This is a genomic window from Ensifer sp. ENS07, from assembly GCF_014852185.1.
Taxonomy (GTDB): domain Bacteria; phylum Pseudomonadota; class Alphaproteobacteria; order Rhizobiales; family Rhizobiaceae; genus Ensifer; species Ensifer adhaerens.
In genome coordinates this window covers 253,267-277,876 of the sequence record NZ_JACVBE010000009.1, presented here as the reverse complement: position 1 = coordinate 277,876, position 24,610 = coordinate 253,267, and the positions used below count along the sequence as shown (strand labels likewise).

General features: G+C 63.0%; 21 protein-coding genes and 2 riboswitches. Of the genes, 6 read left to right on the top strand and 15 right to left on the bottom strand.

All coding sequences use genetic code 11. From position 1 onward, the window contains the following. The first annotated feature begins 50 nt into the window (after nucleotides 1-50). Entirely contained in the window at nucleotides 51-2,366 is a 2,316-nt protein-coding gene (locus tag IB277_RS25200; RefSeq protein ID WP_371813673.1) for a TonB-dependent siderophore receptor, read from the top strand. Next, a complete protein-coding gene (locus IB277_RS25195) occupies nucleotides 2,366-3,613 on the top strand; it encodes an MFS transporter (RefSeq protein WP_112976647.1) in 1,248 nt (415 codons plus the stop codon). The genes IB277_RS25200 and IB277_RS25195 overlap by 1 nt, the downstream gene beginning before the upstream one ends. 37 nt (nucleotides 3,614-3,650) lie before the next feature. On the opposite strand, the gene IB277_RS25190 is transcribed toward IB277_RS25195, so the two are convergent. Beyond that, nucleotides 3,651-4,622 (bottom strand): GlxA family transcriptional regulator, encoded by a 972-nt coding sequence (locus tag IB277_RS25190; protein ID WP_112976648.1) that lies wholly within the window; start codon nucleotides 4,620-4,622, stop codon nucleotides 3,651-3,653. 124 nt (nucleotides 4,623-4,746) lie between these two features. Between IB277_RS25190 and IB277_RS25185 the strand changes: the two genes are divergently transcribed. After that, entirely contained in the window at nucleotides 4,747-5,364 is a 618-nt protein-coding gene (locus tag IB277_RS25185) for a cysteine hydrolase family protein (RefSeq protein ID WP_112976672.1), read from the top strand. 79 nt (nucleotides 5,365-5,443) lie between these two features. Here the strand turns inward: IB277_RS25185 and IB277_RS25180 are convergent, their stop codons facing one another. The 6 genes from IB277_RS25180 to IB277_RS25155 form a co-directional block, all read right to left on the bottom strand. Next, the gene (locus IB277_RS25180) at nucleotides 5,444-6,460 is read right to left on the bottom strand and encodes a LacI family DNA-binding transcriptional regulator (protein WP_192372011.1); all 1,017 of its coding nucleotides are present in this window, start codon (nucleotides 6,458-6,460) and stop codon (nucleotides 5,444-5,446) included. Between the two features lie 121 nt (nucleotides 6,461-6,581). Beyond that, on the bottom strand, nucleotides 6,582-7,862 hold the full coding sequence (locus IB277_RS25175; RefSeq protein ID WP_192372009.1) for a D-tagatose-bisphosphate aldolase, class II, non-catalytic subunit: 1,281 nt from the start codon (nucleotides 7,860-7,862) through the stop codon (nucleotides 6,582-6,584). 5 nt (nucleotides 7,863-7,867) lie between these two features. Continuing rightward, entirely contained in the window at nucleotides 7,868-8,809 is a 942-nt protein-coding gene (locus IB277_RS25170; protein WP_112985513.1) for a sugar kinase, read from the bottom strand. Between the two features lie 22 nt (nucleotides 8,810-8,831). Beyond that, nucleotides 8,832-9,794, bottom strand: coding sequence for an ABC transporter permease (locus IB277_RS25165; protein ID WP_034805523.1), 963 nt, complete (start codon nucleotides 9,792-9,794; stop codon nucleotides 8,832-8,834). Further along, nucleotides 9,791-11,302 carry a sugar ABC transporter ATP-binding protein gene (locus tag IB277_RS25160; RefSeq protein ID WP_060644614.1) on the bottom strand — a complete coding sequence of 504 codons (1,512 nt, stop codon included), beginning with the start codon at nucleotides 11,300-11,302 and terminating at the stop codon, nucleotides 9,791-9,793. Before IB277_RS25160 ends, IB277_RS25165 begins: the two co-directional genes overlap by 4 nt. Before the next feature lie 111 nt (nucleotides 11,303-11,413). Then, nucleotides 11,414-12,304: a substrate-binding domain-containing protein gene (locus IB277_RS25155; RefSeq protein WP_112985511.1), complete on the bottom strand. Its 891-nt coding sequence runs from the start codon at nucleotides 12,302-12,304 to the stop codon at nucleotides 11,414-11,416. Between the two features lie 259 nt (nucleotides 12,305-12,563). Here IB277_RS25155 and IB277_RS25150 point away from each other — a divergent pair, with 259 nt between their 5' ends. Beyond that, on the top strand, nucleotides 12,564-12,848 hold the full coding sequence (locus IB277_RS25150) for an acylphosphatase (protein WP_060521945.1): 285 nt from the start codon (nucleotides 12,564-12,566) through the stop codon (nucleotides 12,846-12,848). Between the two features lie 30 nt (nucleotides 12,849-12,878). Here IB277_RS25150 and IB277_RS25145 read toward each other — a convergent pair whose 3' ends face one another. Further along, a complete protein-coding gene (locus IB277_RS25145; protein ID WP_192372008.1) occupies nucleotides 12,879-13,547 on the bottom strand; it encodes a TetR/AcrR family transcriptional regulator in 669 nt (222 codons plus the stop codon). Nucleotides 13,548-13,736: 189 nt separating this feature from the next. Here IB277_RS25145 and IB277_RS25140 point away from each other — a divergent pair, with 189 nt between their 5' ends. After that, entirely contained in the window at nucleotides 13,737-14,933 is a 1,197-nt protein-coding gene (locus IB277_RS25140) for a multidrug effflux MFS transporter (RefSeq protein WP_060521947.1), read from the top strand. Nucleotides 14,934-15,012: 79 nt separating this feature from the next. Here the strand turns inward: IB277_RS25140 and nrdF are convergent, their stop codons facing one another. From nrdF to IB277_RS25105, 7 genes are all read right to left on the bottom strand, one after another. After that, a complete protein-coding gene (gene nrdF / locus IB277_RS25135; RefSeq protein ID WP_060601753.1) occupies nucleotides 15,013-15,987 on the bottom strand; it encodes a class 1b ribonucleoside-diphosphate reductase subunit beta in 975 nt (324 codons plus the stop codon). A 129-nt stretch (nucleotides 15,988-16,116) separates the two neighbouring features. Next, the gene (nrdE, locus tag IB277_RS25130; protein WP_060601750.1) at nucleotides 16,117-18,270 is read right to left on the bottom strand and encodes a class 1b ribonucleoside-diphosphate reductase subunit alpha; all 2,154 of its coding nucleotides are present in this window, start codon (nucleotides 18,268-18,270) and stop codon (nucleotides 16,117-16,119) included. Continuing rightward, a complete protein-coding gene (gene nrdI / locus IB277_RS25125) occupies nucleotides 18,240-18,656 on the bottom strand; it encodes a class Ib ribonucleoside-diphosphate reductase assembly flavoprotein NrdI (RefSeq protein WP_192372007.1) in 417 nt (138 codons plus the stop codon). Before nrdI ends, nrdE begins: the two co-directional genes overlap by 31 nt. A gap of 12 nt (nucleotides 18,657-18,668) precedes the next feature. Continuing rightward, entirely contained in the window at nucleotides 18,669-18,890 is a 222-nt protein-coding gene (nrdH, locus tag IB277_RS25120; RefSeq protein ID WP_034805557.1) for a glutaredoxin-like protein NrdH, read from the bottom strand. 387 nt (nucleotides 18,891-19,277) lie between these two features. After that, nucleotides 19,278-19,504: riboswitch (cobalamin riboswitch) on the bottom strand. Nucleotides 19,505-19,654: 150 nt separating this feature from the next. Further along, nucleotides 19,655-20,455 carry an acyl-CoA thioesterase gene (locus IB277_RS25115; protein WP_192372006.1) on the bottom strand — a complete coding sequence of 267 codons (801 nt, stop codon included), beginning with the start codon at nucleotides 20,453-20,455 and terminating at the stop codon, nucleotides 19,655-19,657. Continuing rightward, nucleotides 20,452-22,806 carry a 5-methyltetrahydropteroyltriglutamate--homocysteine S-methyltransferase gene (gene metE / locus IB277_RS25110; protein WP_192372005.1) on the bottom strand — a complete coding sequence of 785 codons (2,355 nt, stop codon included), beginning with the start codon at nucleotides 22,804-22,806 and terminating at the stop codon, nucleotides 20,452-20,454. Before metE ends, IB277_RS25115 begins: the two co-directional genes overlap by 4 nt. Nucleotides 22,807-22,905: 99 nt before the next feature. Then, nucleotides 22,906-23,125, bottom strand: a riboswitch (cobalamin riboswitch). Nucleotides 23,126-23,143: 18 nt separating this feature from the next. Continuing rightward, a complete protein-coding gene (locus IB277_RS25105) occupies nucleotides 23,144-23,455 on the bottom strand; it encodes a hypothetical protein (RefSeq protein WP_192372004.1) in 312 nt (103 codons plus the stop codon). Between the two features lie 131 nt (nucleotides 23,456-23,586). On the opposite strand from IB277_RS25105, the gene IB277_RS25100 reads away from it, so the two are divergent. Further along, the gene (locus IB277_RS25100; protein WP_192372003.1) at nucleotides 23,587-24,513 is read left to right on the top strand and encodes a LysR substrate-binding domain-containing protein; all 927 of its coding nucleotides are present in this window, start codon (nucleotides 23,587-23,589) and stop codon (nucleotides 24,511-24,513) included. Nucleotides 24,514-24,610: the final 97 nt, after the last annotated feature.

The window sequence follows — 24,610 nt, the reverse complement described above, 5'->3', positions numbered from 1 at the left end:
TTGCATGCTTGGCGCTCGCCAGTGTTTCTTTCATCGCCTGCGCGAGCGCAGTGCAGGCGCAGGCGACGGCGGCACCGTCCGCGATCACGGCGTCCAAAGCGATCTCCGTTCCCGCGGGCTCCCTTGAAACGGGCATTCTCAAGCTCGGCCGGCAGGCCGACCTGCGCCTGCTCTATCCGAGCGCGCTCACCAGCGGCAAGGTGACCAAGGGCGTTGAAGGCAGGCTCGCGACCGAGGCGGCGGTTGCGCAACTGCTCGACGGGACCGGGCTTCGCTTCCGCATCGTCAGCGCAACGACCGTGCAGATCTTCGATCCGGCGGACGCGACGATCACCACCGGCGCCGTCGTCAGGGATGGCGCAACGCAACTGGAAAAGATCACCGCGACCGGTGAGCGGACCGGCGCCGAAGGCATCGTCGAGACCGACGGCTACGTGGCGAAATCCGCTAGGATCGCCACCAAGACCGATACGCCGGTCATGCAGACGCCGCAGTCGATGTCGGTGATCAGCCAGAAACAGTTGCAGGACCTGAAGCCCCAGAACCTGATGGAAGCGCTGAATTATACACCCGGCGCCCGCGTCGGCCAGTACGGCGCCGAGCCGCGCTTCGATGCCTTCAAGGTGCGCGGCATCGACCTGACGCTGACCGGAATCTTCCGAGACGGCTTGCGCCAGATCGCAAGCCCCAACGGCCTGTTCCGGCTGGAGCCCTATGGCGTCGAGGCAATCGCCACGTTGCGCGGCCCGGCCGCCTCCATCTACGGCGCCAGCTCGTCTGGCGGTATCGTTGATATCGTCTCGAAACGCCCGACCAGCGACCCGCTGCGCGAGGTCGAGGTGCAATACGGTTCCTTCGGTCGCGTGCAGGGCGCCTTTGACGTTTCCGGACCGCTCGACGACGAAGGCACCATGCTCTACCGCATGACCGGTCTTGCGCGCGACGGCCGCACCGAGATCGAGGCGGTGAAGGACGACCGCCTGTTCATCGCACCCGCCTTCACCTGGCAGCCGGACGAGGGCACCAAGTTCACGCTGCTTGGCGAGTACATGGATTCGACCACCGGCGGCACCTGGGGCTACCTCAACCGCTACGGGCCGGACGGCAAGTCGATCGGCGCGATCCCGACCTATGGCGGCGACGCCCGCTTCAACGATTTCACCCAGAAGCAGGCGCGCATCGGCTACGAGCTGGAGCATGAGCTCACAGACAGCGTCACGCTCTTCCACAAGCTGCGCTACTCCGACATTTCGACGCGGCAGGAATGGGTGTTCGCCAAGTATCCGGGCCTGACCGTCGAGGACAACAGCGGCCTTGCCAGCGACACCTATCTGAAGTTCGACTTCGACACGGGTGCCGCTGCGCACCAGCTGATCGCCGGCATCGACTACAGCTACATGAAGTACACCTCGCAGCAGGGCAGCGGGCCGGATCTCTTCACCGACGACTTCACCTATGTGCCGAAGCTGACTTCGACCCAGAAGCAGTCGCAAAGCGGCATCGGCATCTACATCCAGGACCAGATCGAGTATGAGGCCTGGCGCCTGACGGCGGGCCTGCGCCACGACTGGGTGGACAACAAATATTCCGTCGACGGAAGGCGCTTCAACCGCGACGACAGCGAGACGACAGCGCGCGCCGCCCTTGGCTACGTGCTGCCGAATGGCATGATGCCCTATGTCAGCTACGGGACGGCCTTCGTTTCCAACCCGGGCGTGATCCTCAATCTAGGCGGCACCGATACGCCGGCGATGCCGACGCTCGGCAAGCAATGGGAGGCGGGCGTCAAGTACGAGATCCCCGGCCAGAACACGACGATTACGGCCGCGGTCTTCAACATCGACCAGGAAAACGCCACCGTCTACGAGACGTCATCGGGTCTCAACCTCCTGCGCCAGCTCGATCTGAAGTCACGCGGCTTCGAGCTCGAGGGCACGGCCTCGCTCGACAACGGCTGGAACTTCATCGCGTCCTATTCCTACAACGACGTCGAAATCACCAAGCTGACGTCGGAAACGCTCGGCAACCAGCTGAACTCCTCGCCCTACCACATGTTCTCGCTGTGGGCGGACTACGAGGTGCAGTCCGGACCGCTCGAAGGGCTCGGCGTCGGCGCAGGCTTGCGCTATGTCGGCTCGAGCTTCGGCGACAACGTCCACACGCCGGTCCTCAACAACCAGGCGCGCACATTTGTCGATGCTTCGGTGCGCTACGATCTTGGCGCTGCCAATCCGAACTTCGAGGGCGTGCGGCTTCAGCTCAATGCGACCAACCTCTTCGACGAAGTCGAGCAGCTTTGCACAACGGGCTTCTGCTACTTCGACGAAGGCCGCAAGGTCGTCGCCAGCCTGCGCTACCGCTTCTGATGGCGTCGGAAAAGGCAGTCCAGCCAAGGCCGTCGCCGGCCGCGATCTTCTTCGCGGTCGGTGGGCTCTATGTCGCGCAGAGCGTGATCGGCGGGCTGACGATGCTCGGCCTGCCGGCGGTCTTGCGGACGCAGGGCCTCCCGCTCGACCAGATCGGCCTCGTCTATCTGACGGTGCTGCCCTGGGCGCTGAAGTTCCTCTGGTCGCCGCAGGTGGAGCGTTTCCGCCTGCCGGTGGTCGGTCGCAACCGCTCGGCGGTCATCATTGTCGTCGGCGGCACGCTGTCGGCGCTGATGCTTACGGTTCTCGGGTTCATCGGCCCGGAGCGGCTCTTCCCCGTTCTCGCCTGCCTCGTGTTCATCGCGCTCTTCACCTCGACCGTCGACATCGCCTGCGACGGTTTTGCGGTCGAGACGCTCGCCGAAGAGCATCACGGTTGGGGCAATGCCGCCCAGGTCGGCGGCTCCTATGTCGGCTCGGCGATCGGTGCCGGCCTGTTCCTCGTGCTCGTCGATCGGCTCGGCTGGGCCCCGGCGGTGTGGATCATGGCCGCCGTCGTGCTGGGGCTCGGTCTGCCTTTCCTGCTCGGGCCCGGTTCGCGCCCGACGAACGAGGCGCGCAGCCACACTCCGTCGCTCAAGGCCGCGCTCGCCCGGCCGGAGGTGCGCAAAGGCCTTCTGCTCGCAGCGATCTATGTGTCCGCGCAGAAATGGGGCCTTGCCATGCTCGGCCCTTTCCTGATCGACTACGGGTTCGATCTCGCCTCTGTCGGTATGCTCAATGGTGTCGGCAGCATGCTCGTCGGCTTCGGTGGGGCCTTGTTCGGCGGTCTGCTCGTGCGCCTGTGCGGTACCGGTGCCGTGCTGATCGGCGCGCTGCTCCTGCAGGTGACGATGCTGGTCGCCTTCGCCTATGTCGGCGCCTCCGGGGATGTCTCGCGACCGCTGGTGATGACGCTTGCGGTTGCCAGTTCCTCCGGCGTCATGGCGATCGGCTTCGTCGCGCTCTATGCACAGTTCATGGGCTGGGCCGATCCGCGCCAGGCGGGCGTCGATTTCACTCTGTTCCAATGCATGGACAGCCTTGTCAGCATGGCCGGGGGCTTGGGCGCCGGCTGGATCGCCGAACGGTTCGGCTATTCCGCCTTCTTTATTTGCGCGGCAGGGGTTTCAACGGTTGCGGTGCCGTTGCTGGCGTTCCTCGTGCGGCCGCCGATGCGGGCCGACGCGCAGCGCGCCTTGCCCTGACGCCGGCGCTCCCTGATGTACACGGGCAAGGGACCGGTTAGGGCGCGGATGCACGTGCTGGCCGGTTGCGGAACTGTCGGCGATAGCTGGCTGGCGAGATGGAGAGGGCGCGGGTGAAATGCTGGCGGAAGGAGACGGTGGAGCCAAAACCCGCCATCTCCGCTACGTGATCAACCGAACAGGAGCCGGTCTCCAGCAGGCGCTGCGCCACCGCCAACCGCTGCGCCAGAAGCCATTGCGTGAACGTCGTTCCCGTCTTCTTGCGGAAGTGCCGGGTGAAGCTGCGGAGACTCATGCCGGCGTGATCGGCCAGCCGTTCGAGCGACAGTGGCTCGTCGAGATGTTCGATCGCCCAGGTAATCGTCGCTGAGAGCGGGTCGCCGCTGCCGGGGGCAGGGAGCGGCGCTTCGATATATTGCGCCTGGTCGCCGTGACGATGAGGTGCGACGACCAGCCGGCGGGCGATGCGGTTGGCGATCTCGGCGCCGTGGTCGTTGCGCACGATGTGCAGGCAGCAGTCGATCGCCGCGGCCGTTCCGGCGGACGTCAGGATATCGCCCTCGTCGAGATAGAGCGCGTTCCGGTTCAGCGCGACCTGCGGGTAGGCGCGCTCGAATTCGTCCGCCCAGGCCCAGTGCGTCGAGGCCGCCCGGCCGTCGAGCAGCCCGGCTTCGGCGAGCACGAAGGTGCCGAGGCAGAGGCCGACGAGCCGGGCGCCACGCGCGTGGGCGTCGCGCAAGGCCCCAAGCAGGCTTTCCGACGGACGGCTGCCCGCATCGTTCCAGGCCGGCACGATGATCGTGTCCGCTTCCCTCAGGCTCGCGAGATCGTGCTCCACCTCGATGCTGAAACCGGACATGGTGCGAACGGTACCGGTCTTTTCTCCGGCAACCACAAGCCGGTAACGTGGCGCGCCGAGCTTCAACAGGTCGTCGCCGAAGACGATGCAGGGCACCGAGAGGTGAAAGGGGCTGATGCCCTCGAAGGCGACGATGGCGACGGTGTGCATGTGCTGGCCGATACTCAAGCAATGAAGTTGGCCGGAACCTATCACATATTGTCATTCAGGCCACTTTCGTGATGAGGCCGCTTTGACGATCTTCGCGGGCGTCGAAACGCGAAAGGAACCTCCGATGACACAACACCCGACCATCCGTACGATTGCCGGTGCCGCTGCCCCCGCCAGCCTCGATCCCAGGAAGACGGCGCTGCTGGCGATCGACTTCCAGAACGAATATTTTGGCGGCCGCATGCCGATCCCCGATGGCGAAAAGGCGCTCGCCAATGCCAAGCGGTTGATACAGCGCGCCGATTCCGATGGGATGAAGGTCTATCACGTCAAGCATGTCACGCCGGCTGGCAGCCCGGTGTTTGCCGAGGACAGCGAGACTTCGGCGTTTCACCGGGACATTCAGCCCGCCGCCAACCATTCGGTGGTGCGCAAATCCTCCGTCAGCGTCTTTGCCAGCACGGATCTCGGCACCCAGTTGAGGCAGGCTGGCGTCGATACGCTCGTCATGTCAGGGCTGATGACCCATGCCTGCGTTGCCGGTGCAGCGCGTGATGCCGTGCCGCTCGGCTTCAACGTCATCGTCGCTTCGGATGCCTGCGCCACACGCGATCTCGATACGGGCGAAGGTGACATCGTTCCGCATGCGCTGCTGCATCGCGCATCGTTGGCGACGATCGATGACACCTTCGGCGATATCCTGACGACCGATCAGGTGCTGGCGCTGGCGCGCCGGTCCTGATTGAGCAGCGCAACCGGGTCTGTCTGGAGCGCGCTCTTCTGAGAGGTCGCATTCGGACAGAATGGGTCGCCCGACCTTGCTAGGCGGAACCGCGCAGCATGATCTCCGCGCTCAAGAGAATGCGCTCGTCCTCGGGGAAGGCGCCGCCGTCGTTGGTGGTTTCCCCGAGCTTGAACAAAAGCAGTTCGATCGCCAGACGACCGATCTCGTTGTAGTTCTGCGCCACCGTCGTCAGCGGCGGGCAGGTGTAGCGCGACAGCGGATGGTCGTCGTGGCCGGCGACGCGCAGATCCGCATCGGCGTCGCGCCCGACCTTGAGGCCCGACTGGAAGGCGGCGGCAATCACGCCGAAGGCGACGCGGTCGTTGGCGCAAAGCACCGTCCTGGTTGGAAAGCCGCCGGAGCCGAGGATGCGCAGCGTCTCGTCGAAGCCGAATTTTTCGAAATCCCAGGCGGCATTCGGCGTGGTTTCGACCAGTGCCGGCTCCATCTTCAGCTGCTGCATCGCTTCCAGATAGGCGTCGCGCCGGGCCATCGCGTTGTTGTTGACCGGCGGCATGCCGAAGTAGCAGGGCGGGCTGCCGGAGCGGCAAAGATAATCGACCATCAGCCGGAAGCTCTGGCGGTTGTCGGTGCCGACGAAGGAGGAGCTGTCATCGAGCGGCGAGTCCACATAGATCAGCGGAATGCTGGCGCCGAGCGCCGTCAGCGTCCGGTGGTGCGACTGCACGCCGAGCGGCGCGATGATGGCGCCGGCGACGTTCATCGACTTGAAGGTCTCGATCGCCCGCTCTTCCATTTCCGGCCGCCCGTCGGAGGAGAGCACGAAGGCAAGGAACCTTGCCTGGTTGGCGATGTGTTCGATCCGGCGCGTCAGCGCCATGTAGAAAGGGTCGGTCGAGTTCGGGACGATGACGCCGAGGATGTTGGTGCGGCGGCGGTTCAGGTTGACGGCGAAGATGTTCGGGCGAAAACCCGACTGCTTGATCGCAGCCTCTATGGCATCGCGGGTCTTCTTGCGGACCGAGCCTGGATCATTGAAGTATTTCGAGACCGTCGGGCGCGACAGGCCGACGAACTCCGAAAAATCCTCCATGGTCTTGATCTGTCTGTCCACGGTCGCTGTGCCCCATATTGTTTTGATTTCGTTTATAGGTTCATTTCGAGGGGATAGGCAGTACCGGCTCGCAAATATTCACCGAACAGAGGGCCGGGCGCTAAGCGCGGCAGGCCCTGAAGTAATCCTCGAGAACCCGATCGACGGCAGCAAGTGCCAGCGGTTTTGCTTGAGCCGCGACTTCACCGTCGCGCACGCGCTCGTAATTGCCGGGGAGATACTGGCTGATCAGCGTTTCCGCGATGACGACGCCGTCAAGCAGTGCCAGAAGTTCTTCGACGGCTGCCGCGACCTTCGGATGCGGCCAGTAATAGCGGATGCGGTCGCTATAGGAGAAGTGCCGCTGCAGCCGCTGGGCCTCCGCCGAGCCGTGGTAATACTTGCCCCAGTTGGCCGGCTCCTCGCGCATCACTTCCTCGGTGACGGCCGCCAGCGTCTGCTTGCGCGCCTCGGGGAAAAGGAAGGCGGCGATCTGGTCGAGGCCGTAGAGTGCCTCGCGAAAAGCGAAGGTCAGGCCCGGGCCGACCTTGAGAATGGCAAAGCCGTCGGAAACGAGATCGCGCAGCGCCTCTGGTGTCTGGTAGTCGGTCGAATGCGCTTCGAAGACGACGCCGTCGAGCTGTTTCAGGCTGGCGCTGAGCTTCGCCGCTTTCGCCCGGTCATAGGCGATCACGTTCTCGTTGCCGAACTCGACGCCCGGCTGGACCACTGCGCCGACGACACGTCCGAAGGCGTCGGCAGCGCCGGCCTTTTCAAACGCCTGGCGATGAATGGAGACGGTCTCGACCGCCGCCTCGGGTGCGGTGACTTCCAGCGTGTCGAGCTCTTCCAGTGCGCCGCCCGGAACCGGCACTTCGGTGCCGATGATGTAGACGGGAGCGGTGTGGTTTTCGCCGCGAATAGCGGCTTCGGCGGCAGCCGCCAGCCGCGCGGCGCGCTCCGCCGTCACCGCATCGGGCAGAGCCACCGGCTCGCCGGCGCAGCCCATGCTGGTATCGAGATGCAGCTTGGTGAAGCCAGCCTTGGCATAGGCTTCGATCATCGTCTCGGCCTTGGCCATGGCCTCTTCGGCCGCAAGGTGTTTCCACGGGTTGGGGCCGAGATGGTCGCCGCCAAGAATGATCTTTTCCTTCGGGAAGGCGACACGATCGGCGATCCCGGCGACGAAGCGGGTGAAATCGGCGGGCGTCATGCCGGTATAGCCGCCGTCCTGGTTGACCTGGTTGCAGGTCGCCTCGATCAAAAGCGCGGCATCTTCCTTCAGCGCCCGCAGCATGGCGGCTTCGATTACCAGCGGGTGGGCCGAGCAGACGGAGGGTATGCCGCGCGGGCCGGGGCGTTCGGACCAGCGGGCGATGTCGATCAGAAGGTTCTGTTGCATGGCGGTCAGCCCTTTTTCGCGGTGATGAAGGTTTCGAGATCGGCGCGCGTCGATGCGCCTTCCATAGGGCCGGAAATCATGACGGCGCGCGCGCCCGAGGCATTGGCGAATTCCAGTGCTTCAGCGGGCTTGGCTCCGTTCAGCCAGAAGGTGACGAAGGTCGCGCCGAAGCAGTCGCCGGCGCCGGTCGGGTCGATCTCCTCGACCGCAAAACCCGGATGCGAGAGCGTCGTTTCACGATCGAAATAGCTGGCGCCTTCGGCGCCGCGCTTGACGACGACGACCTTGATGCCGGTGGCGAGCAGTTCGGCAACGGCTTCCGCTTCGGTCTTTGCTTGCGTGAACAGGAAGAGTTCCTGTCCGCTCGGCAGGAAGACGTCGGTCTTGGCGAGCACCGCCTGCAGCGCCTCGCGCATGCCCGGGCTGTCGAGGATTTCCGGCCGCAGGTTCGGGTCGAAGGAGACGGTGCCGCCGGCCGATTTGACGATCTCGATTGCGGCGATGATGCTCTCGACCACGCTTGGAGCGTAGAGCGACGAGCCCATCACGTGCAGGTGGCTGCAAGTTCCGACCAGCGCCCGGGTCGCCTCGTCGAGCCGGATCGTGCCGCAGGCACTGTGGCGGATGTTGAAGACGAAGGCGCGGCTGCCGTCGGCGCGGTAGCGCACGAAGGCGCTGCCGGTGGTGCCGAGCGGATCGACCGCGATACCCGAGATGTCGACGCCATCGGCCTTGAGCCGATCAACGTTGACGTGGCCGAAATCGTCGTTGCCGACGCGCGAGATCATTGCCGCTGGCTGGCCGAGCTTGCCGACCTGGTCGATGAAGATCGCCGGCGCACCCGAGGGGTAGGGGCCGATCAAAGGGGTCGCCTGGCGAAAGCCGTCGCCCTTTTCGGTGGCGATGATCTCCACGAGAATTTCGCCGATCGTCAGTATCTTGTGCATGGGTATGTTCTCTTCGGAAAGATCAGCGCTTTGCCTGCTTGGCGCGGACGTCGAGCCAGACGGCGATCAGGATCACCAGGCCCTTGACGATGAGCTGGTAGAAGTAAGGGACCGACAGCATGTTCATGCCGTTGTTCATGACGCCGATGATGAGCGCGCCGATCAGCGTGCCGACCATGGTGCCGACGCCGCCGGCAAGCGAGGTGCCGCCGAGGACTGCCGCCGCGATTGCGTCGAGCTCGTAGCTCATGCCGGCATTGGTCTGGGCGGAGAACAGGCGGGAGGAGAGAAGCACGCCGCTGATCGCCGCCATCACGCCCGAGATCATGAAGATGGTGATCTTCAGCCGGTCGACCTTGATGCCGGAATAGACCGCTGCCTCGCGATTGCCGCCGGTGAGGTAGGCGCGGCGGCCGAAGCTCGTCTTGCTCAAAAGGATGTGGTTGACGAGGAAGAGCACGGCGACGACCCAGATGATGATCGGCAGGCCGAGGAAGCTTTCGGTACCGATGGCGGTCCAGGTCGAGTTCTCGATCATCGCCGGCGCGCCGTTGGTCGGCAGGCTGACCATGCCGCGGTAGATGCCCATGGTCGCGACGGTGACGATGAAGGATGGCAGCAGCAGCTTTGCCGTCAGTACGCCGTTCAGCATGCCCATCAGGGCGCCGGCAAGAAGCGTGATGGCGAGCGCCGGCGCGAAGCCGAGGCCGAAGGCGAAACATTGCGCGCCGACCATGCCCGCAACCGCAATGATCGAGCCGACCGAAAGGTCGATCTCACCAAGCAGGATCACCCAGGTCATGCCGAAGGCGGCGATCGCCACCACGGCCACCTGCTGCAGGATGTTCATGAAGTTGACGACCGACATGAAGCGCGGGTTGAGGAAGGAGAAGATGACGCAGAGCATCACCAACGACAAAAGGATGCCGCCATACTGTTTCAGGGCGCGCAGGAAGGCGGCCTGGAGTTCGGATTGCTGCGTCATGATTTAAATCCCGTTGCGTGCGCCATGATCGTTTCCGGGTTGAGTTCGGCGCCGGAAAGCGTTGCGCCGATGACGCCCTCGTGCATGACGACGACGCGGTCGCTCATTCCCAGCACTTCCGGCAGCTCGGAGGAGATCAGCAGGATCGCCGTCCCCTCGGCCGCCAGCTGGCGGATGATCTTGTAGATTTCGAACTTGGCGCCGACATCGACGCCGCGAGTGGGCTCGTCGAGGATCAGCACCTTGGGCCGGGTCAGCAGCCACTTGGCGAGCACGATCTTCTGCTGGTTGCCGCCGCTGAGCGAACCCGAGGGCGTGTCGAGCGAATGGGTCTTGATCGCCAGCCGGCCGACTTCCTGGGCTGCCGCCGTGCGTTCGGCGCGGCTGCGGGTGAAGCCGAGCGGGCCGGTGAAATCGGAGAGCGCCGCCATCGAGATGTTCCAGCCGACGCTGTGGCTGAGGACCAGGCCCTCTTCCTTGCGGTTTTCGGTGACGAAGCCGATGCCGCGGGCGATTGCCTCTGCCGGCGAGCGGAAGCGGACCGGTTGCCCCTCGAAGCGCACAGTGCCGGTCGCGGCCCTCATGCCGAAGAGCGCGTTCATCACCTCGGAGCGGCCGGAGCCGACGAGGCCGAAGAAGCCGAGGATTTCACCGGGCCGGATGTCGAAGGAGATGTTTTCGAACTCGCCGTCGCGGGTGAGGCCGTCGACGGAGAGAACCGGCGTGGCATCCGGCTTCTGCTCGTGTGCCGCTGGCGGATAGATTTCGTCCATGCGGCGGCCGACCATCAGCGCGATCAGCGTCTCGATGGTGACGTCGTCGCGATCATGGGTGGAGACATATTCACCGTCGCGGATGACCGTGATGTCGTCGCTGAGCCGCATGATCTCTTCCATGCGGTGCGAGATGTAGATGACCGCGACGCCACGGCTCTTCAGCCGCGCGATGATGTCGAAGAGGATCTCGGCTTCGCTGTCGCTGAGCGACGACGTCGGCTCGTCGAGAATGACGACTTTGGCCTCGTGGCTTAAGCCCTTGGCGATCTCGACCAGCTGGCGCTGGGCGATCGAGAGATTGCCGACCTTCTCGCTGACATCGATCGGCAGGCCGAGATCGGCGACGATCGCGCGGGCCCTGACGACCAGTTCCTTGTCGTTGATGAAGCCGAAGCGGCGTGGCTCGCGGGTGGCGAGAATGTTTTCGGCCACCGTCAGATTGCTGCAGAGGCTGAGTTCCTGGAAGACGATGGCAAGACCGAGTGCGGCGGCATCCTGCGGATTGCGCGGCTGGTAGGGGCGCCCATCGAGGGCGATTTCCCCCGAGGTCGCCTCGTGAACCCCTGCGAGGATCTTCATCAGCGTCGATTTGCCGGCGCCGTTTTCGCCGAGCAGCGTGTGCACCCGGCCGCGGCGAACCTTGAGGCGCATGCCCTTCAGCGCCGCGACCTGGCCGAAGGATTTGGTGACGTTGTCGATTTCGAGAATGGTATCGCTGGTCGAACCAAACATGGCGGCCTCCTTCAGGTCAGCCGAGAGCAGCGCCTCCGGCCAGAGGACGGAAACGGACCCTGATGGGTTGCCGCCGCCCCTGAGGTGAGGCGGCGGCTGTCCTGGGAGGACTTACTTCGCGGTGTAGACGCCGGGGACGATCGGCTGTTCGGCCGGCACGGTCTCGCCGGCGGCAACCTTGACGGCGGTGTCGACCGCCTGCTTGCCCATCTGGTCCGGGAACTGTTGGATGACGCCGACCATGACAGGGTTCGTGTCGACGGCGTCGCGCGCTTCCTTCATGCCGTCAAAGCCGATGACCTTGACCTGGGATTCGAGACCCGCAGCCTTGACCGCAACGGCAGCGGCAAGGGCGGCATCGTCGCCGAAGCCGAAGATGCCGGTGATATCAGGATTGGCCTGCAGCATGTTCTGGGCGGCGGCCAATGCTTCGGCGCGGGTGATGCCGGTCTGGATCGCGACGATTTCCATGTCCGGATGCTTGGCGATCGCTTCCTTGAAGCCGTTGACACGGTTTACCACCGACTGGACCGTCGGATAGTCGATGACGGCGACCTTGCCCTTGTTGTCGAGAACCTTGGCCATCAGCTCGCCGGCCTTGACGCCGCCGGTGAAGTTGTCGGTGCCGATATGCGACGTGACGGTCGCGCCATTGGCCGGAACGTCGACGGTGATCACCTTGATGCCGGCCTTCTCGGCTTTTTCGATCGCAGCGCGCACGCCCTGGCTGTCGACCGGCGAGATGACGATGACGTCGACGCCCTTGACGATGAAGTCTTCGACATCGGCGAGCTGCTTGTTCAGATCCTGGTTGGCGATCGAGACCTCGAGCTTGACGTTCTTGGCTTCAGCCTCGGCTTTCATCGCGTCGGCGAGCTCGATGTAGAACGGGTGCTGCTGGGTCAGAAGCGACGCGCCGATGCCGTCGGCAAAAGCCGAGGAGGCAAGGAGCGACAGCGCCGTGCCGGCGACGAGAGATTTCAGAATGCGGGACAAGTTCATGGTTTCCTCCCTGGAAACGGCGCGGGCCTTCTTGTGTCTCAGCCAAGCTGGCGAGGCCCTCCCACCGCCGTCTTGGTGAGGCCGTAAAAATCATAAAAGTTTTCGCGCGTCAACTTTTAAAAATACACGAACAAAATATTTGGAGCGCAGTGTGGAAATTTTTAGGTTGCGGCGGTCGTCCTTTCAGTCCTTTTGCGGGTGGCTTGTCTTTCCGCAGCCTTGCGCCAGATTTCATGACAAACGGCAAAGGAGACGAGCCATGGCTGAGACCGGCAAGACGGCGTTGGTCCACATTCTCGGGCGGGTGCAAGGCGTCAGCTTCAGGGTCTGGACGCGTGACGAGGCGCGCAAGCTCGGTCTGGTGGGATGGGTTCGAAACGAGGCGGACGGGTCGGTAGCCGCCTTGATCAGCGGCCCGGAGGACGCGGTCACCCTCATGCTCGAGCGCCTGCATGACGGGCCGCCGGCGGCATGGGTTTCAAAGGTGGTTGCCGAATTTGTCGAGCCGCCTGAGCACGTCGGTGACTTTCGCATCACCGAATAGGCCGGGATTGGTTTTTGGCGCCGGGTGGCGTTAGCCTGCCGAAACCGTTGACGGCCGGCCATAGGCGCGCAGGAACGTCTTTACCGCCCTGCGGGCGCTGATTTCCAGCTCTGCTTCGCTCGGCGTTTCACCGAAGAGCCCACCCATCTGCAGGTCGGCCTTGATCAGTGCGATGAACTGGCGCGCCGCGAGGTCGAAATCGTCGATTTCGAGCGGTGCGATGTGGGCAAGGCGCGCAAACAGCGCCGCCAGCGCCCGATCGGTCTTGCCGGGTCCTTGCTCCCGCCAGAACTGGAAGAGATGCGGATAGCGGTTGCCCTCGGTCGAGATCAGCTTCTGGATGAACTTGGCGTCCTGGTTGCAATTGCAGTTCTTGTTGAGGCGCACGGCAAATTCGGCCAGGTCTTCCTCGAGGTTATCGCCGTTTTCAGGAAAGGTCGCGAGGATGGAGAAAAGCACGCCGTTCACGCGATCCATGATGTCCTGGATCACCGCCATGAACAGCGTCTCTTTCTCGCGGTAGTGATTGTAGATGGTCTGACGCGAGACACCCGCCTCAATGGCGATTTCGTCGATGCTGGCGCCGGAAAAGCCTTCCCGACAGAAAACATCGGCCGCGGCCTCCAGGATCGAGAGGCGTTTCGCGAATTGCCCTTTCTGGGGGCGAGCGTCAGCCGAGGCCAAATCAAATTTCTTCATGGACCGAAGATAGGCGCCATTGACGATTTAGACAATGCTGTCTAATTTGACATGTGTGTCCAAATTAATGGACGGAATAGTCAGCGCAGGATGCGTATCCCCAACGTTCGATCCTGGCACGACGATGTCTTTGAGTTTCAATCCGGGCGGCAGCGATTTCGGCGCCGCGATTTCTGAAAGTTCATTGCCATGACAACGTCCTTCCTCCGCACGGCGATCGTGCTTGGCCTGATCTCGGCGATCGGCCCGTTTGCAATCGACATGTATCTGCCGGCCCTGCCGTCGATCGGCAAGGATCTGACGGCCGAAAACGGCGTGGTGCAGTTCAGCCTGCTGGCGTTCTTCATCTCCTTTGCCATCTCGCAGCTTGTCTATGGGCCCCTCTCCGATATCTGGGGCCGCAAGGCGCCGCTCTATCTCGGCATCGGCCTCTTCACCGTCGCCAGCATCGGCTGCGCGCTTTCGACCGACATCGAAACCCTGATCGCTTTCCGCTTCCTGCAAGGGATCGGCGGTGCCGCTGGCATGGTCATTCCGCGCGCCGTGGTGCGCGACATGCACACGGGCGTCCAGGCTGCGCGGCTGATGTCGATGCTGATGCTGGTCTTCAGCATTTCGCCGATCCTGGCGCCGCTTGCCGGCAGCGCCGTCATCGGCTTCTACGGTTGGCGCGGCGTGTTCTATGCGGTGACGATCGCCGCCTTCATCGGTCTGATCCTGCTCTCGACGCAATTGCAGGAAACCCGGCCGAAGAAGGATCGCGCCGACAGCAGTATCGCAAGTGCGCTTGCCGCCTATCGCCTGCTTCTCTCCGACCGCAATTTCCTGACGCTCACCTTCATCGGCGGCCTCGGCATTTCCGGGTTCCTGGTCTATCTCGCCAATTCGCCCTTCGTGCTGATCGACCATTATGGGCTGACGCCGACTGAGTACAGCATCGCCTTTTCGATCAATGCCGTGTCGTTCTTCGCTGTGTCGCAGGCGACCGGCTGGCTCGGCGAGCGCTTCGGCCTGGTGCGGGTCATGCATCTTGCCGTCGGCGCCTTCGCGCTGACCATGGTCACGATGTTCATCGTCATGAGCCTCGGCTTCAACCAGTTGCCTGTCATGGCCGCGTTCCTCTTCGTCGGCTATGGCGTGCTCGGCCTGGTTATCCCGACCTCGGCGGTGCTGGCGCTTGAAGACCACGGCGAGATCGCCGGCACGGCCTCGGCACTGATGGGTACGCTGCACTTTGTCACCGCCGCCGTCGCCATGGTGGTTGCGACTATCTTCTTCGACGGAACGGCCCTACCGATGGCCGGCGCGATCGCCGCTTGCGCCCTTGCCGCCTTCCTGCTGACGCAAGCAACGATCGGCCGCAGCCGGGTGGTCGCGGCAGAGTAGGCGCTGCTATTGCTGAACAAAGGCCGGCGAGGGCGTCCTCGCCGGCCTTTGTTGTCAGGTATGACCGAATGGACCGTCCTTAAAAATTCCAGTCCTCGTCCTCGGTCGCCACAGCCTTGCCGATAACGTAGGACGAACCGGAACCGGAGAAGAAGTCGTGGTTCTCGTCGGCATTCGGCGAAAGCGCCGAGAGAATGGCCGGGTTGACCTTGCAGGCTTCCGCCGGAAACAGCGCCTCGTAGCCGAGGTTCATCAGCGCCTTGTTGGCGTTGTAGTGCAGGAACTTCTTCACGTCTTCGGTCAGGCCGACGCCGTCATAGAGCGCCTCGGTGTATTTCGCTTCGTTGTCGTAGAGTTCGAGCAGCAAGTCGAAGGCGAAAACCTTGATCTCCTGGCGGCGTTCCTCGCTCAAGCGCTCCAGCGCGCGCTGGAACTTGTAGCCGATGTAATAGCCGTGCACCGCCTCGTCGCGAATGATCAGCCGGATCATGTCGGCGGTGTTGGTGAGCTTGGCGCGGCTCGACCAGTACATCGGCAGATAGAAGCCGGAATAGAACAGGAAGCTTTCGAGAAAGACGCTCGCGACCTTCTTCTTCAAGGGATCGCCGGAGGCATACTCCGCCATGATCAGCGCCGACTTCTTCTGCAGGAACTCGTTCTCTTCCGACCAGCGATAGGCGTCATCGACATCGGGTGTCAGGCAGAGCGTCGAGAAGATCGAGGAATAGGAGCGGGCATGCACCGCCTCCATGAAGGAGATGTTGGAAAGCACCGCCTCCTCATGTGGGGTGGCCGCATCTTCCATCAGTCGGACGGCGCCGACGCCGTTCTGGATCGTGTCGAGCAAGGTGAGGCCGGTGAAGACGCGGATGGTGAGTGTCTGCTCCTCCGGCTTCAGCGTTGCCCAGGAGGGAATGTCGTTGGAAAGCGGCACCTTCTCCGGCAGCCAGAAATTGCCGGTCAGACGGTTCCAGACCTCCAGGTCCTTGTCGTCTTCGATGCGGTTCCAGTTGATGGCGCGGATGCGGCTTGCGGGTTTGGTGTGCATGTTCATGTCGTTGAACCTTTGTGATCGTGTATGCCTCATCGCGCGGTGAGGGGGTGCCCCTCATCCGCCTGCCGGCACCTTCTCCCCGCTTGCGGGGAGAGGGCTAGGATGAGGGGCCGTTACTGGAATGCGAGGTTACAGCGCGCAGGAAACGCAGCCCTGGACCTGCGTACCCTCGAGCGCCATCTGCCGAAGGCGGATGTAGTAGATGGTCTTGATGCCCTTCTTCCAGGCATGGATCTGAGCACGGTTGATGTCGCGGGTCGTTGCCGTGTCGCGGAAGAACAGGGTCAGCGACAGGCCCTGGTCGACGTGCTGGGTGGCGGCCGCATAGGTGTCGATGATCTTCTCCGGCCCGATCTCGTAGGCGTCCTGGTAATATTCGAGATTGTCGTTGGTCATGAAGGCGGCCGGATAGTAGACGCGGCCGATCTTGCCTTCCTTGCGGATCTCGATCTTCGAGACGATCGGATGGATCGAGGAAGTGGAGTGGTTGATGTAGGAGATCGAACCGGTCGGCGGCACGGCCTGGAGGTTCTGGTTGTAAAGGCCGCCAGCTATCACCGCCCGTTTCAACTCCAGCCAGTCTTCCTGAGTCGGGATCGAGATGCCGGCTTCCTCGAACAGGCCCTTCACCTTTTCGGTCGCCGGCAGCCATTCGGCTTCGGTGTATTTGTCGAAATAATCACCCGACGCGTATTTCGAGTTTTCGAAGCCGGCGAAGTTCTTGCCCTTCTCGACCGCCAGCCGGTTCGACGCGCGGATGGCGTGATAGGTCACCGTGTAGAAATAGATGTTGGTGAAATCGATGCCTTCCTCGGAGCCGTAGTAGATGCGCTCGCGGGCGAGATAGCCGTGCAGGTTCATCTGCCCGAGGCCGATCGCGTGGCTGTCGTCGTTGCCCTTTTCGATCGAGGGCACGGACGAGATGTGGCTCATTTCGGAGACGGCGGTGAGGGCGCGGATCGAGGTCTCGATCGTCTGGCCGAAATCCGGGCTGTCCATCGCAGCCGCAATGTTCAGCGAACCGAGATTGCAGGAGATATCCTTGCCCATGTGCTTGTAGGAGAGGTCGTCGTTGAACGCGCTCGCCTCGCTCACCTGCAGGATTTCCGAGCAGAGATTGCTCATGGTGATGCGCCCGGCGATCGGGTTTGCCCGGTTCACCGTGTCCTCGAACATGATGTAGGGATAACCGCTTTCGAACTGGATCTCGGCGATGATCTGGAAGAAGTCGCGCGCCTTGATCTTGCGCTTGCGGATGCGGGCATCCTCGACCATCTCGCGGTACTTCTCGGTCACCGAAATCTCGGTGAGGGGCACGCCATAGACCTGCTCCACGTCATAGGGTGAGAACAGATACATGTCCTCGTTGTTGCGGGCGAGCTCGAAGGTGATGTCGGGGATGACGACGCCGAGCGACAGCGTCTTGATGCGGATCTTCTCGTCGGCGTTTTCGCGCTTGGTATCGAGGAAGCGCATGATGTCGGGGTGGTGGGCGTGCAGGTAGACAGCACCGGCTCCCTGGCGCGCGCCGAGTTGGTTGGCGTAAGAGAAACTGTCTTCGAGCAGCTTCATGACCGGGATGACGCCGGATGACTGGTTCTCGATCTGCTTGATCGGCGCGCCCATCTCGCGGATGTTGGTGAGCGACAGCGCCACGCCGCCACCGCGCTTGGAAAGCTGCAGCGCCGAATTGATGGCGCGGCCGATACTCTCCATGTTGTCCTCGATCCGGAGCAAAAAGCAGGAGACGAGCTCGCCGCGGCTCTTCTTGCCGGCGTTGAGGAAAGTCGGCGTTGCCGGCTGGAAGCGGCCGGAGATGATCTCGTCGACGAGATCGCGGGCAAGCCCCTCGTTGCCGCGCGCCAAGGCCATCGCCACCATGCAGACACGGTCTTCGTAGCGTTCCAGGTAGCGCTTTCCGTCGAAGGTCTTCAGCGTATAGGACGTGTAGTATTTGAACGCCCCGAGGAAGGTCGGAAAGCGGAACTTCTTTGAATAGGCATGATCGTAGAGATCGCGCACGAAGTTGAAGGAATACTGGTCCAGCACTTCCTGCTCGTAATAGCCCTCGGTCACCAGATAATCGAGTTTTTCCCGGAGGTTATGGAAGAACACCGTGTTCTGATTGACGTGCTGGAGGAAGTACTGTTTCGCCGCCTGCCGGTCCTTGTCGAGCTGGATCCGTCCCTCTTCGTCATAGAGGTTCAGCATTGCGTTCAGCGCATGATAGTCGAGCGCTGCTTCCGTCGCCTTTAAGGGGCGTTCGAGTGTCGTGACGTCCAAAATCGTTCCATCCCGTTTTTGACATTGGCGACGTCCTCGTCGGTCCCGAGCAGCTCGAACCGGTAGAGATAGGGTACCCGGCACTTGGCCGAAATCACGTCGCCGGCGATCCCGTAGGTCGCGCCGAAATTGCTGTTGCCCGCTGCGATCACGCCGCGGATGTGAGAGCGGTTGCCCGCGTCGTTCAAGAAGCGGATGACCTGCTTCGGCACCGCCCCGCGGCCATCGTCGCCGCAATAGGTCGGCACGACCAGCACATAGGGCTCTGTGACCGTAAGTGCGTCCATACCTTCCCTGAGCGGTATGCGGGCGGCGCGAAGGCCGAGCTTTTCGACGAAGCGATGGGTGTTTTCCGAGCGACTGGAAAAATAGACGATCAGGCCCATCGCCCGCGTCCTTCAGGAAAGCGCGCTGATCATGTCCGGGCGGAAACCCGCCCAATGCCGCTCGCCGGCGACGACGACCGGGACCTGCCGATAGCCAAGACCCTGCACCAGCGCGAATGCATCGGAATCCTCGGAGATATCGACGATGCGATAATCGATGCCTTGGCGGTCGAGCGCACGGGTTGTGGCGGTGCATTGGACGCAGGCTGGTTTGCTGTAGACGGTGATCGACATGGGTTCCTCGTGAGGGTCTGGCAAATGGGCGCAAAAAGTCGTCGGATCGCGCGAACGCGAACCGTGGTGTTGGCGATTGGACACGAAACATCGCTCCCCGGTCGACTCGACCGGAGTTGACGTCGTCAAGCTGGCCCAAGGTCGGTTACGCAACCGGGCCGGCTCGTTTTGGTCGGGCGCTCAGGAATTCCGCGGATGCGGGTTTTCAAGGCGCGGCCTTTCGATCAGGCGCGCAACAACGCGCACCCGTCCGCAGAAGGTGGATCTGAACTGGAAGAAACTGGCATGACTTCACCCCGAAGCTTTCGACGGGCTGCCGGGGAGACGTCGAGACGATCGGGCAGGCTCATCCTGCCACGCACTCAACCCCTCCGGACACCCCGCCCGTGGACGTTTGGTGATCGAGGCAGGTCTCCTGGCTTACGGGTCAAAGCTTCCATCCCGACCTTCCCGAGGCCTCATGCCTCAGTGGTCCAAATCCGGACAGTCGCTCGCCGTCTACAGTTGCGGGGGCAGCTACGGCATAGCCTCAGCGGAAACCCGCCGGCGCACCGTATTCCCGTCTTAGCTCCCAATCCTTGCGAATCGGAAGAACCTCGAACACTAGATATAGTAGTTCATCGCAAATCTGCGTCAATAGGTTCCGTATGTGGAAGGCGGGGGTAGGAGGGTGGTTTCTTTTGCAGTGTGGATAACGGGGAGTAAACAGCCGGTTGGCACCAAGGTTGTGGATAGGGCGCCCCTGGTGCGGACGCCCCATTCCATCAAGCAGCGAAAGCGGCCACGGGCCGGTTGTCCTCGTCGACGGCGACCATAGCGAACGTTCCGGTAACAGTCCGCTGTCGCAGACCGGTGAGGAGCTCTTCCGACCAGAGTTCGACCTCGACGGTGGCTGAACTGCGACCCGTCCGCACAATGCGGGCGATGGGTTCGATGATCGAACCGATCATGATCCGGTGCTTGAAGTCCATACCGGTGCAGGAGGCAAGGACGGTCGCCCGGCGGCTCCGGCGCGTCGCGACGACGAATGCGGCCTTCGTCATATGCGCGAGGGCGTTGCCACCGCATATGGCGCCAAAGCTGTTGGCCTGGCCGGGAAAGACGATGTCGACCATGCGTAGGGTGCCCGCCTCTTCGGGCGTGTCCGTTGCCACATCGAGCGGCGGCAGCATCCAATCCGTTTCATCGGCACGGGGCATCGCGACCATGGTGAAGGTGCCCCTGCTGCAAAGGGCGCGGCCGCCGGTGGCGATATCTTCCGCGATCATCTCGACCTCGACCACCATCGAGCGGTGCCCGACACGAACCGGACGGCCGCTGAAGCAGACGATCTGACCGATGCGCGCTGGCGCACGAAAATCGATGCGGTCGCAGGATGCGGTGACGAAGGGAACGCGCCCGTGACGGGTGGCGACGATGAAAGCGATCCGGTCCATCGACGCGAGGGCGGCGCCACCAAAGAGCGTGCCATGGTGATTGGTATCGCCTGGAAAAACGATGTCGATCAGGGTTTGTGGCGCCGGGGTTTCCCCCGGCGCCGTCGTGACTTCGTGCTGCCCCGTCATGCTTTGACGGCTTCGCGCGTATCGGCGGCAAAAGCCGCTCGAAGCGAGCGGGCGGCGGCGACCATGTTAACGAGCGCCGGCCGCGTCTCTTCCCAGCGCCTGGTCTTCAGTCCGCAATCGGGATTGACCCAGATCTGGTCCGGCGTGAGGCCCTCGGTCGCTTTTTCGATGAGATGCACCATTTCCTCGACGCCGGGCACGCGTGGTGAATGGATGTCGTAGACGCCCGGGCCGATCTCGTTCGGATAGGCCTCGTCGGTGAAGGCGCCGAGCAGTTCCATCTTCGATCGCGACGTCTCGATCGACATGACGTCGGCGTCCATCGCCGCGATTGCGGCCATGATGTCGTTGAACTCGGAGTAGCACATATGGGTGTGGATCTGGGTCGCATCGCCCACCCCGGCTGCACTGAGACGGAAGCACTCCACCGCCCAGTCGAGATAGGCCTTGCGATCGGCATTTCGCAGCGGCAGGCCTTCGCGCAGTGCCGGTTCGTCGATCTGGATGATGGCGATGCCGGCCGCCTCGAGATCCGACACTTCATCGCGCAGTGCTAGCGCGATCTGCCGGCACACCACGGAACGTGGCAGGTCGTCACGAACGAAGGACCACAGCAGCATGGTGACCGGACCCGTCAGCATGCCCTTGACCGGGCGATCGGTCAGCGACTGCGCGAAGGTCGCCCACTCGACCGTCATCGGGTTTGGTCGCGAAACGTCGCCGAAGATAACAGGCGGACGCACGCAGCGCGATCCGTAGCTCTGCACCCAGCCGCTCTGGGTGAAGGCGTAGCCCGAGAGCTGCTCGCCAAAATACTGCACCATGTCGTTGCGCTCGAACTCGCCGTGAACGAGTACGTCGATGCCGACCTCTTCCTGCCAGCGCACCGCCACTTCGGTCTCTCGGCGAAGATAGGCGGTGTAGTCGACATAGCTGAGTTCGCCTTTCGCATGCAGTGAACGGGCCTGCCGAACCTCCGATGTCTGTGGGAAGGATCCGATCGTCGTTGTCGGGAAGAGCGGCAATGACAGCTTCTTCGCCTGCAGTGCCCGGCGGCCCGCGAACGGGGACTGCCGCTCGCTGTCCGCATCCGTCAGCGCTTTCAAGCGCCCGGCGACCAGAGGATCATGGATCCTGAGTGAGGTGAGCCTCGCCTGGGCGGACGCGATCGAGGCGGCGAAAACGTGCTCGGAAATGGCAAGCCCCGGCTCGAAGGCGCTGGCAAGCAGGCTGAGTTCGTCGAGTTTCTGCGTACCGAAGGCGAGCCAGGAGGAAAGTTCCGGATCAAGCGCACGCTCCAGCTCGAGATCGATCGGCACGTGCAGGAGTGAGCATGAAGGTGCGAGCTCGATGCGGTCGCGGCCGTGGGCCGAAGTCAGAGGCTGCAGCCGGCGGAACAGGCTGGCTAGATCGGTCCGCCAGATGTTGCGGCCGTCGATGACCCCGAGCGATAGGACCCGGTCCGCCGGAGCCGATTGGATGAGCGTGTCGATCTGCTGCGGCGCGCGCACGAGATCGACATGCAGTCCATCGACCGGCAGCGCCAACGCCGTTGCCGTGTTGTCGCCGATCGAGCCGAAATAGGTCGCCAGCATGATCTTGAGTCCGGGCACGTCGGTGTCGAACGTGCGATAGGCGAGGTCGAGGGCGCGACGATCCTTGTCCGCGAGATCGAGCGCCAGGCAAGGCTCGTCGATCTGAACCCAATCGGCGCCGGCGTCAGCAAGCTCCGCCAGGACCCTCACGTAAACGGGCAGGAGCCGTTCGATCAGATCGACCGGATCGAAGTCGCCGCCCTTCGATTTGCCGAGCTTCAGCAGTGTCACCGGGCCGATGAGCACCGGGCGTGTGCGATAGCCGAGGGCTTGAGCTTCTTGGAAGGCTTCCAGCGGCCGATTGTGGGTGAGCTCGAAGCGCTGATCCCTGTCGAACTCGGGCACCATGTAGTGATAGTTGGTGTCGAACCACTTTGTCATTTCGAGCGCGGGAGTGCCGCTGCTGCTTCCCGAATGGGTGCAGCCGGCGGCGCAGGGCGTTCCGGCCGAGCCGCGCGCCATGGCAAAATAGGTGTCGAGATCGACCGGGCCGCCCGTCCAGCCATAGGCCGGCGGGATTGCGCCGACAAGCACGGCGGTATCGAGCACGTGGTCGTAGAAGGAGAAGTCGTTGGAGGGGATGATGTCGATGCCGCGCGTTTTCTGCGCGGCCCAGTTTTCAGCGCGGAGCTTGGCTCCGGTATCGAGAAGTTCGCCGCGGCTGGCCTTTCCGGCCCAATAGCGTTCGAGCGCGAATTTCAATTCGCGACGGCGGCCGATGCGCGGGAAACCGAGATTGGCAGTCTTGATGGTCATTTCCTTACCCCGAAGGTTATGGGCAAGGCTTGAATGCGACGCAGCCGCGGCGCGAGAGCGATCCCGCGTCCTCAACGCGCCTCATCGGACACCCCGCCCGTGGACGTTGTTCATCGCGGCAGGTCTCCTGGCTTGCGGGTCGTCGCGGACCGTTCCGTCTTCCCGAGGCGTCTCCCTCAGTGACATCTTCGAACGGCCGCTCTCCGCTTACAGTTGCGGGGGCAGCTCCGGCATGGGCGCTTGTCTGGCGCCGCACCGAATTCCCTCTTAGCTCCGTCCCTCCAAAGGCGGGCGAAGAACCACGATGGGGCGACAATGCCCTGTCCCGAGCTTTTCGTCAATCGCATAAAGAAATGCTTATGTCTTTATTCTCTCCCGCCGCCGCCCGCGGCGAGACGGTGGCAGGACGAGGTCTTTCCATTGCTTTCCGCTCACGGGACGGTTGCGGTTTGGTCGAAGCGACCTCCTCCGGCCACTGCCACGGATGCGCCGCGTCGCCGACCCGCGCGCGGATATGCTCTTGATCTCGCGTCAGGCCGATATCCCGGAGTTGGAACTCGTTGAACGTGTCGATGGCAACCGGAGCGCTGAGGGTCTTATCGGCCCAGTTCAGGACATGGTAAATCGTTGATCGCACTGCGCTAAGCATTGCTATCCTCACTTCTCTCAAGGGCGTGTGTTCGCGAAAAAAGTGAGGGTTTTTGCCGTTTCGCGCAAAGCGATTTCTCGCATGCTGGCATAAAGAATGCTTATCTCAGTTCCATGAGCAAGATTCCTCCCATGAGTGCGGTGCGCGCCTTTGAGGCCGCCGCCAGGCACCTGAGTTTCACCCGCGCCGCCGAAGAGCTCGGCATGACGCAGGCGGCCGTCAGTTATCAGATCCGGCTGTTGGAAGATCGCATCGGCGCGCCGCTGTTCGTCCGGCTTCCGCGCGAGGTGCGATTGACCGGCGCCGGGCGGCAGCTAGCGCCGAAGGTGACCGAAGCGATCGATCTCTTAGGGGCGGCCTTCTCGGAGATCGCCGACAAGACCGAGCATCACCTGCACATCTCGGTGCTGCCAACCGTCGTGTCGAGCTGGCTCGGTCAGCGCCTCGCGTCGTTTCAGACCGCGCATCCCAACATCAGCATCAGGGTGCACATGTCGACCGAGTTGGTCGATTTCAAACGTGACGCCATCGATCTCGCGGTGCGCAGCGGCGCCGGCGACTGGCCGGGCAACGATGTCTTTCCCTTGTTTCCGCTCGATTACGTGCCTGTCTGCACGCCATCCTTCCTGGAAAAGCACCAGCTCAAGGAGCCCGCGGACGTTCTGAGAGTCCGGCGTTTCGGCAACGCCAGCTGGTGGCGGCGGTGGATGATCGAAACCGGCGTCGAGCCGCCGGCAAGCAATGGCACCGAATTGATCTTCGACGTGCAGGCGATGGATGTCGCCACAATCCTTGCGGATCACGGCATTGCGATTGCCGTCTCGACCTTCCTGATGGATGAACTGAAGAGCGGCAGGCTCATCCGGCCGTTCGAGCATGTGGTGCGCGACGGCCGCGCCTATTGGCTCGTCTATCCGCAAAGCACCAGGCGGCAGAAGAAGATCCAGGCCTTTCGCAACTGGGTCGTCGCCGAGGCCGATGCGTCGAACGCCATGCTTTCGACCGTGATGGAGCAATCCTGTCCGGCGTCGCGTCGGACCTACCGCGGCGCAATGTAGAGACACAACGGGGCCTACTCGGCCCGTCGGTCTTCTGAAGATGACGCTTTCATGGAGAAACTGAAAATCAGCTGAGAACGGCTGTTACCAAACTGAC

What these genes read in the sequence shown, in the direction of transcription:
- IB277_RS25195 (WP_112976647.1), top strand. Translation starts at nt 2,366, where the DNA reads ATGGCGTCGGAAAAGGCAGTCCAGCCAAGGCCGTCGCCGGCCGCGATC.
- IB277_RS25190 (WP_112976648.1), bottom strand. Translation starts at nt 4,622, where the DNA reads ATGCACACCGTCGCCATCGTCGCCTTCGAGGGCATCAGCCCCTTTCAC.
- IB277_RS25185 (WP_112976672.1), top strand. Translation starts at nt 4,747, where the DNA reads ATGACACAACACCCGACCATCCGTACGATTGCCGGTGCCGCTGCCCCC.
- IB277_RS25180 (WP_192372011.1), bottom strand. Translation starts at nt 6,460, where the DNA reads ATGGAGGATTTTTCGGAGTTCGTCGGCCTGTCGCGCCCGACGGTCTCG.
- IB277_RS25175 (WP_192372009.1), bottom strand. Translation starts at nt 7,862, where the DNA reads ATGCAACAGAACCTTCTGATCGACATCGCCCGCTGGTCCGAACGCCCC.
- IB277_RS25170 (WP_112985513.1), bottom strand. Translation starts at nt 8,809, where the DNA reads ATGCACAAGATACTGACGATCGGCGAAATTCTCGTGGAGATCATCGCC.
- IB277_RS25165 (WP_034805523.1), bottom strand. Translation starts at nt 9,794, where the DNA reads ATGACGCAGCAATCCGAACTCCAGGCCGCCTTCCTGCGCGCCCTGAAA.
- IB277_RS25160 (WP_060644614.1), bottom strand. Translation starts at nt 11,302, where the DNA reads ATGTTTGGTTCGACCAGCGATACCATTCTCGAAATCGACAACGTCACC.
- IB277_RS25155 (WP_112985511.1), bottom strand. Translation starts at nt 12,304, where the DNA reads ATGAACTTGTCCCGCATTCTGAAATCTCTCGTCGCCGGCACGGCGCTG.
- IB277_RS25150 (WP_060521945.1), top strand. Translation starts at nt 12,564, where the DNA reads ATGGCTGAGACCGGCAAGACGGCGTTGGTCCACATTCTCGGGCGGGTG.
- IB277_RS25145 (WP_192372008.1), bottom strand. Translation starts at nt 13,547, where the DNA reads ATGAAGAAATTTGATTTGGCCTCGGCTGACGCTCGCCCCCAGAAAGGG.
- IB277_RS25140 (WP_060521947.1), top strand. Translation starts at nt 13,737, where the DNA reads ATGACAACGTCCTTCCTCCGCACGGCGATCGTGCTTGGCCTGATCTCG.
- nrdF (WP_060601753.1), bottom strand. Translation starts at nt 15,987, where the DNA reads ATGAACATGCACACCAAACCCGCAAGCCGCATCCGCGCCATCAACTGG.
- nrdI (WP_192372007.1), bottom strand. Translation starts at nt 18,656, where the DNA reads ATGGGCCTGATCGTCTATTTTTCCAGTCGCTCGGAAAACACCCATCGC.
- nrdH (WP_034805557.1), bottom strand. Translation starts at nt 18,890, where the DNA reads ATGTCGATCACCGTCTACAGCAAACCAGCCTGCGTCCAATGCACCGCC.
- IB277_RS25115 (WP_192372006.1), bottom strand. Translation starts at nt 20,455, where the DNA reads ATGACGGGGCAGCACGAAGTCACGACGGCGCCGGGGGAAACCCCGGCG.
- metE (WP_192372005.1), bottom strand. Translation starts at nt 22,806, where the DNA reads ATGACCATCAAGACTGCCAATCTCGGTTTCCCGCGCATCGGCCGCCGT.
- IB277_RS25105 (WP_192372004.1), bottom strand. Translation starts at nt 23,455, where the DNA reads ATGCTTAGCGCAGTGCGATCAACGATTTACCATGTCCTGAACTGGGCC.
- IB277_RS25100 (WP_192372003.1), top strand. Translation starts at nt 23,587, where the DNA reads ATGAGTGCGGTGCGCGCCTTTGAGGCCGCCGCCAGGCACCTGAGTTTC.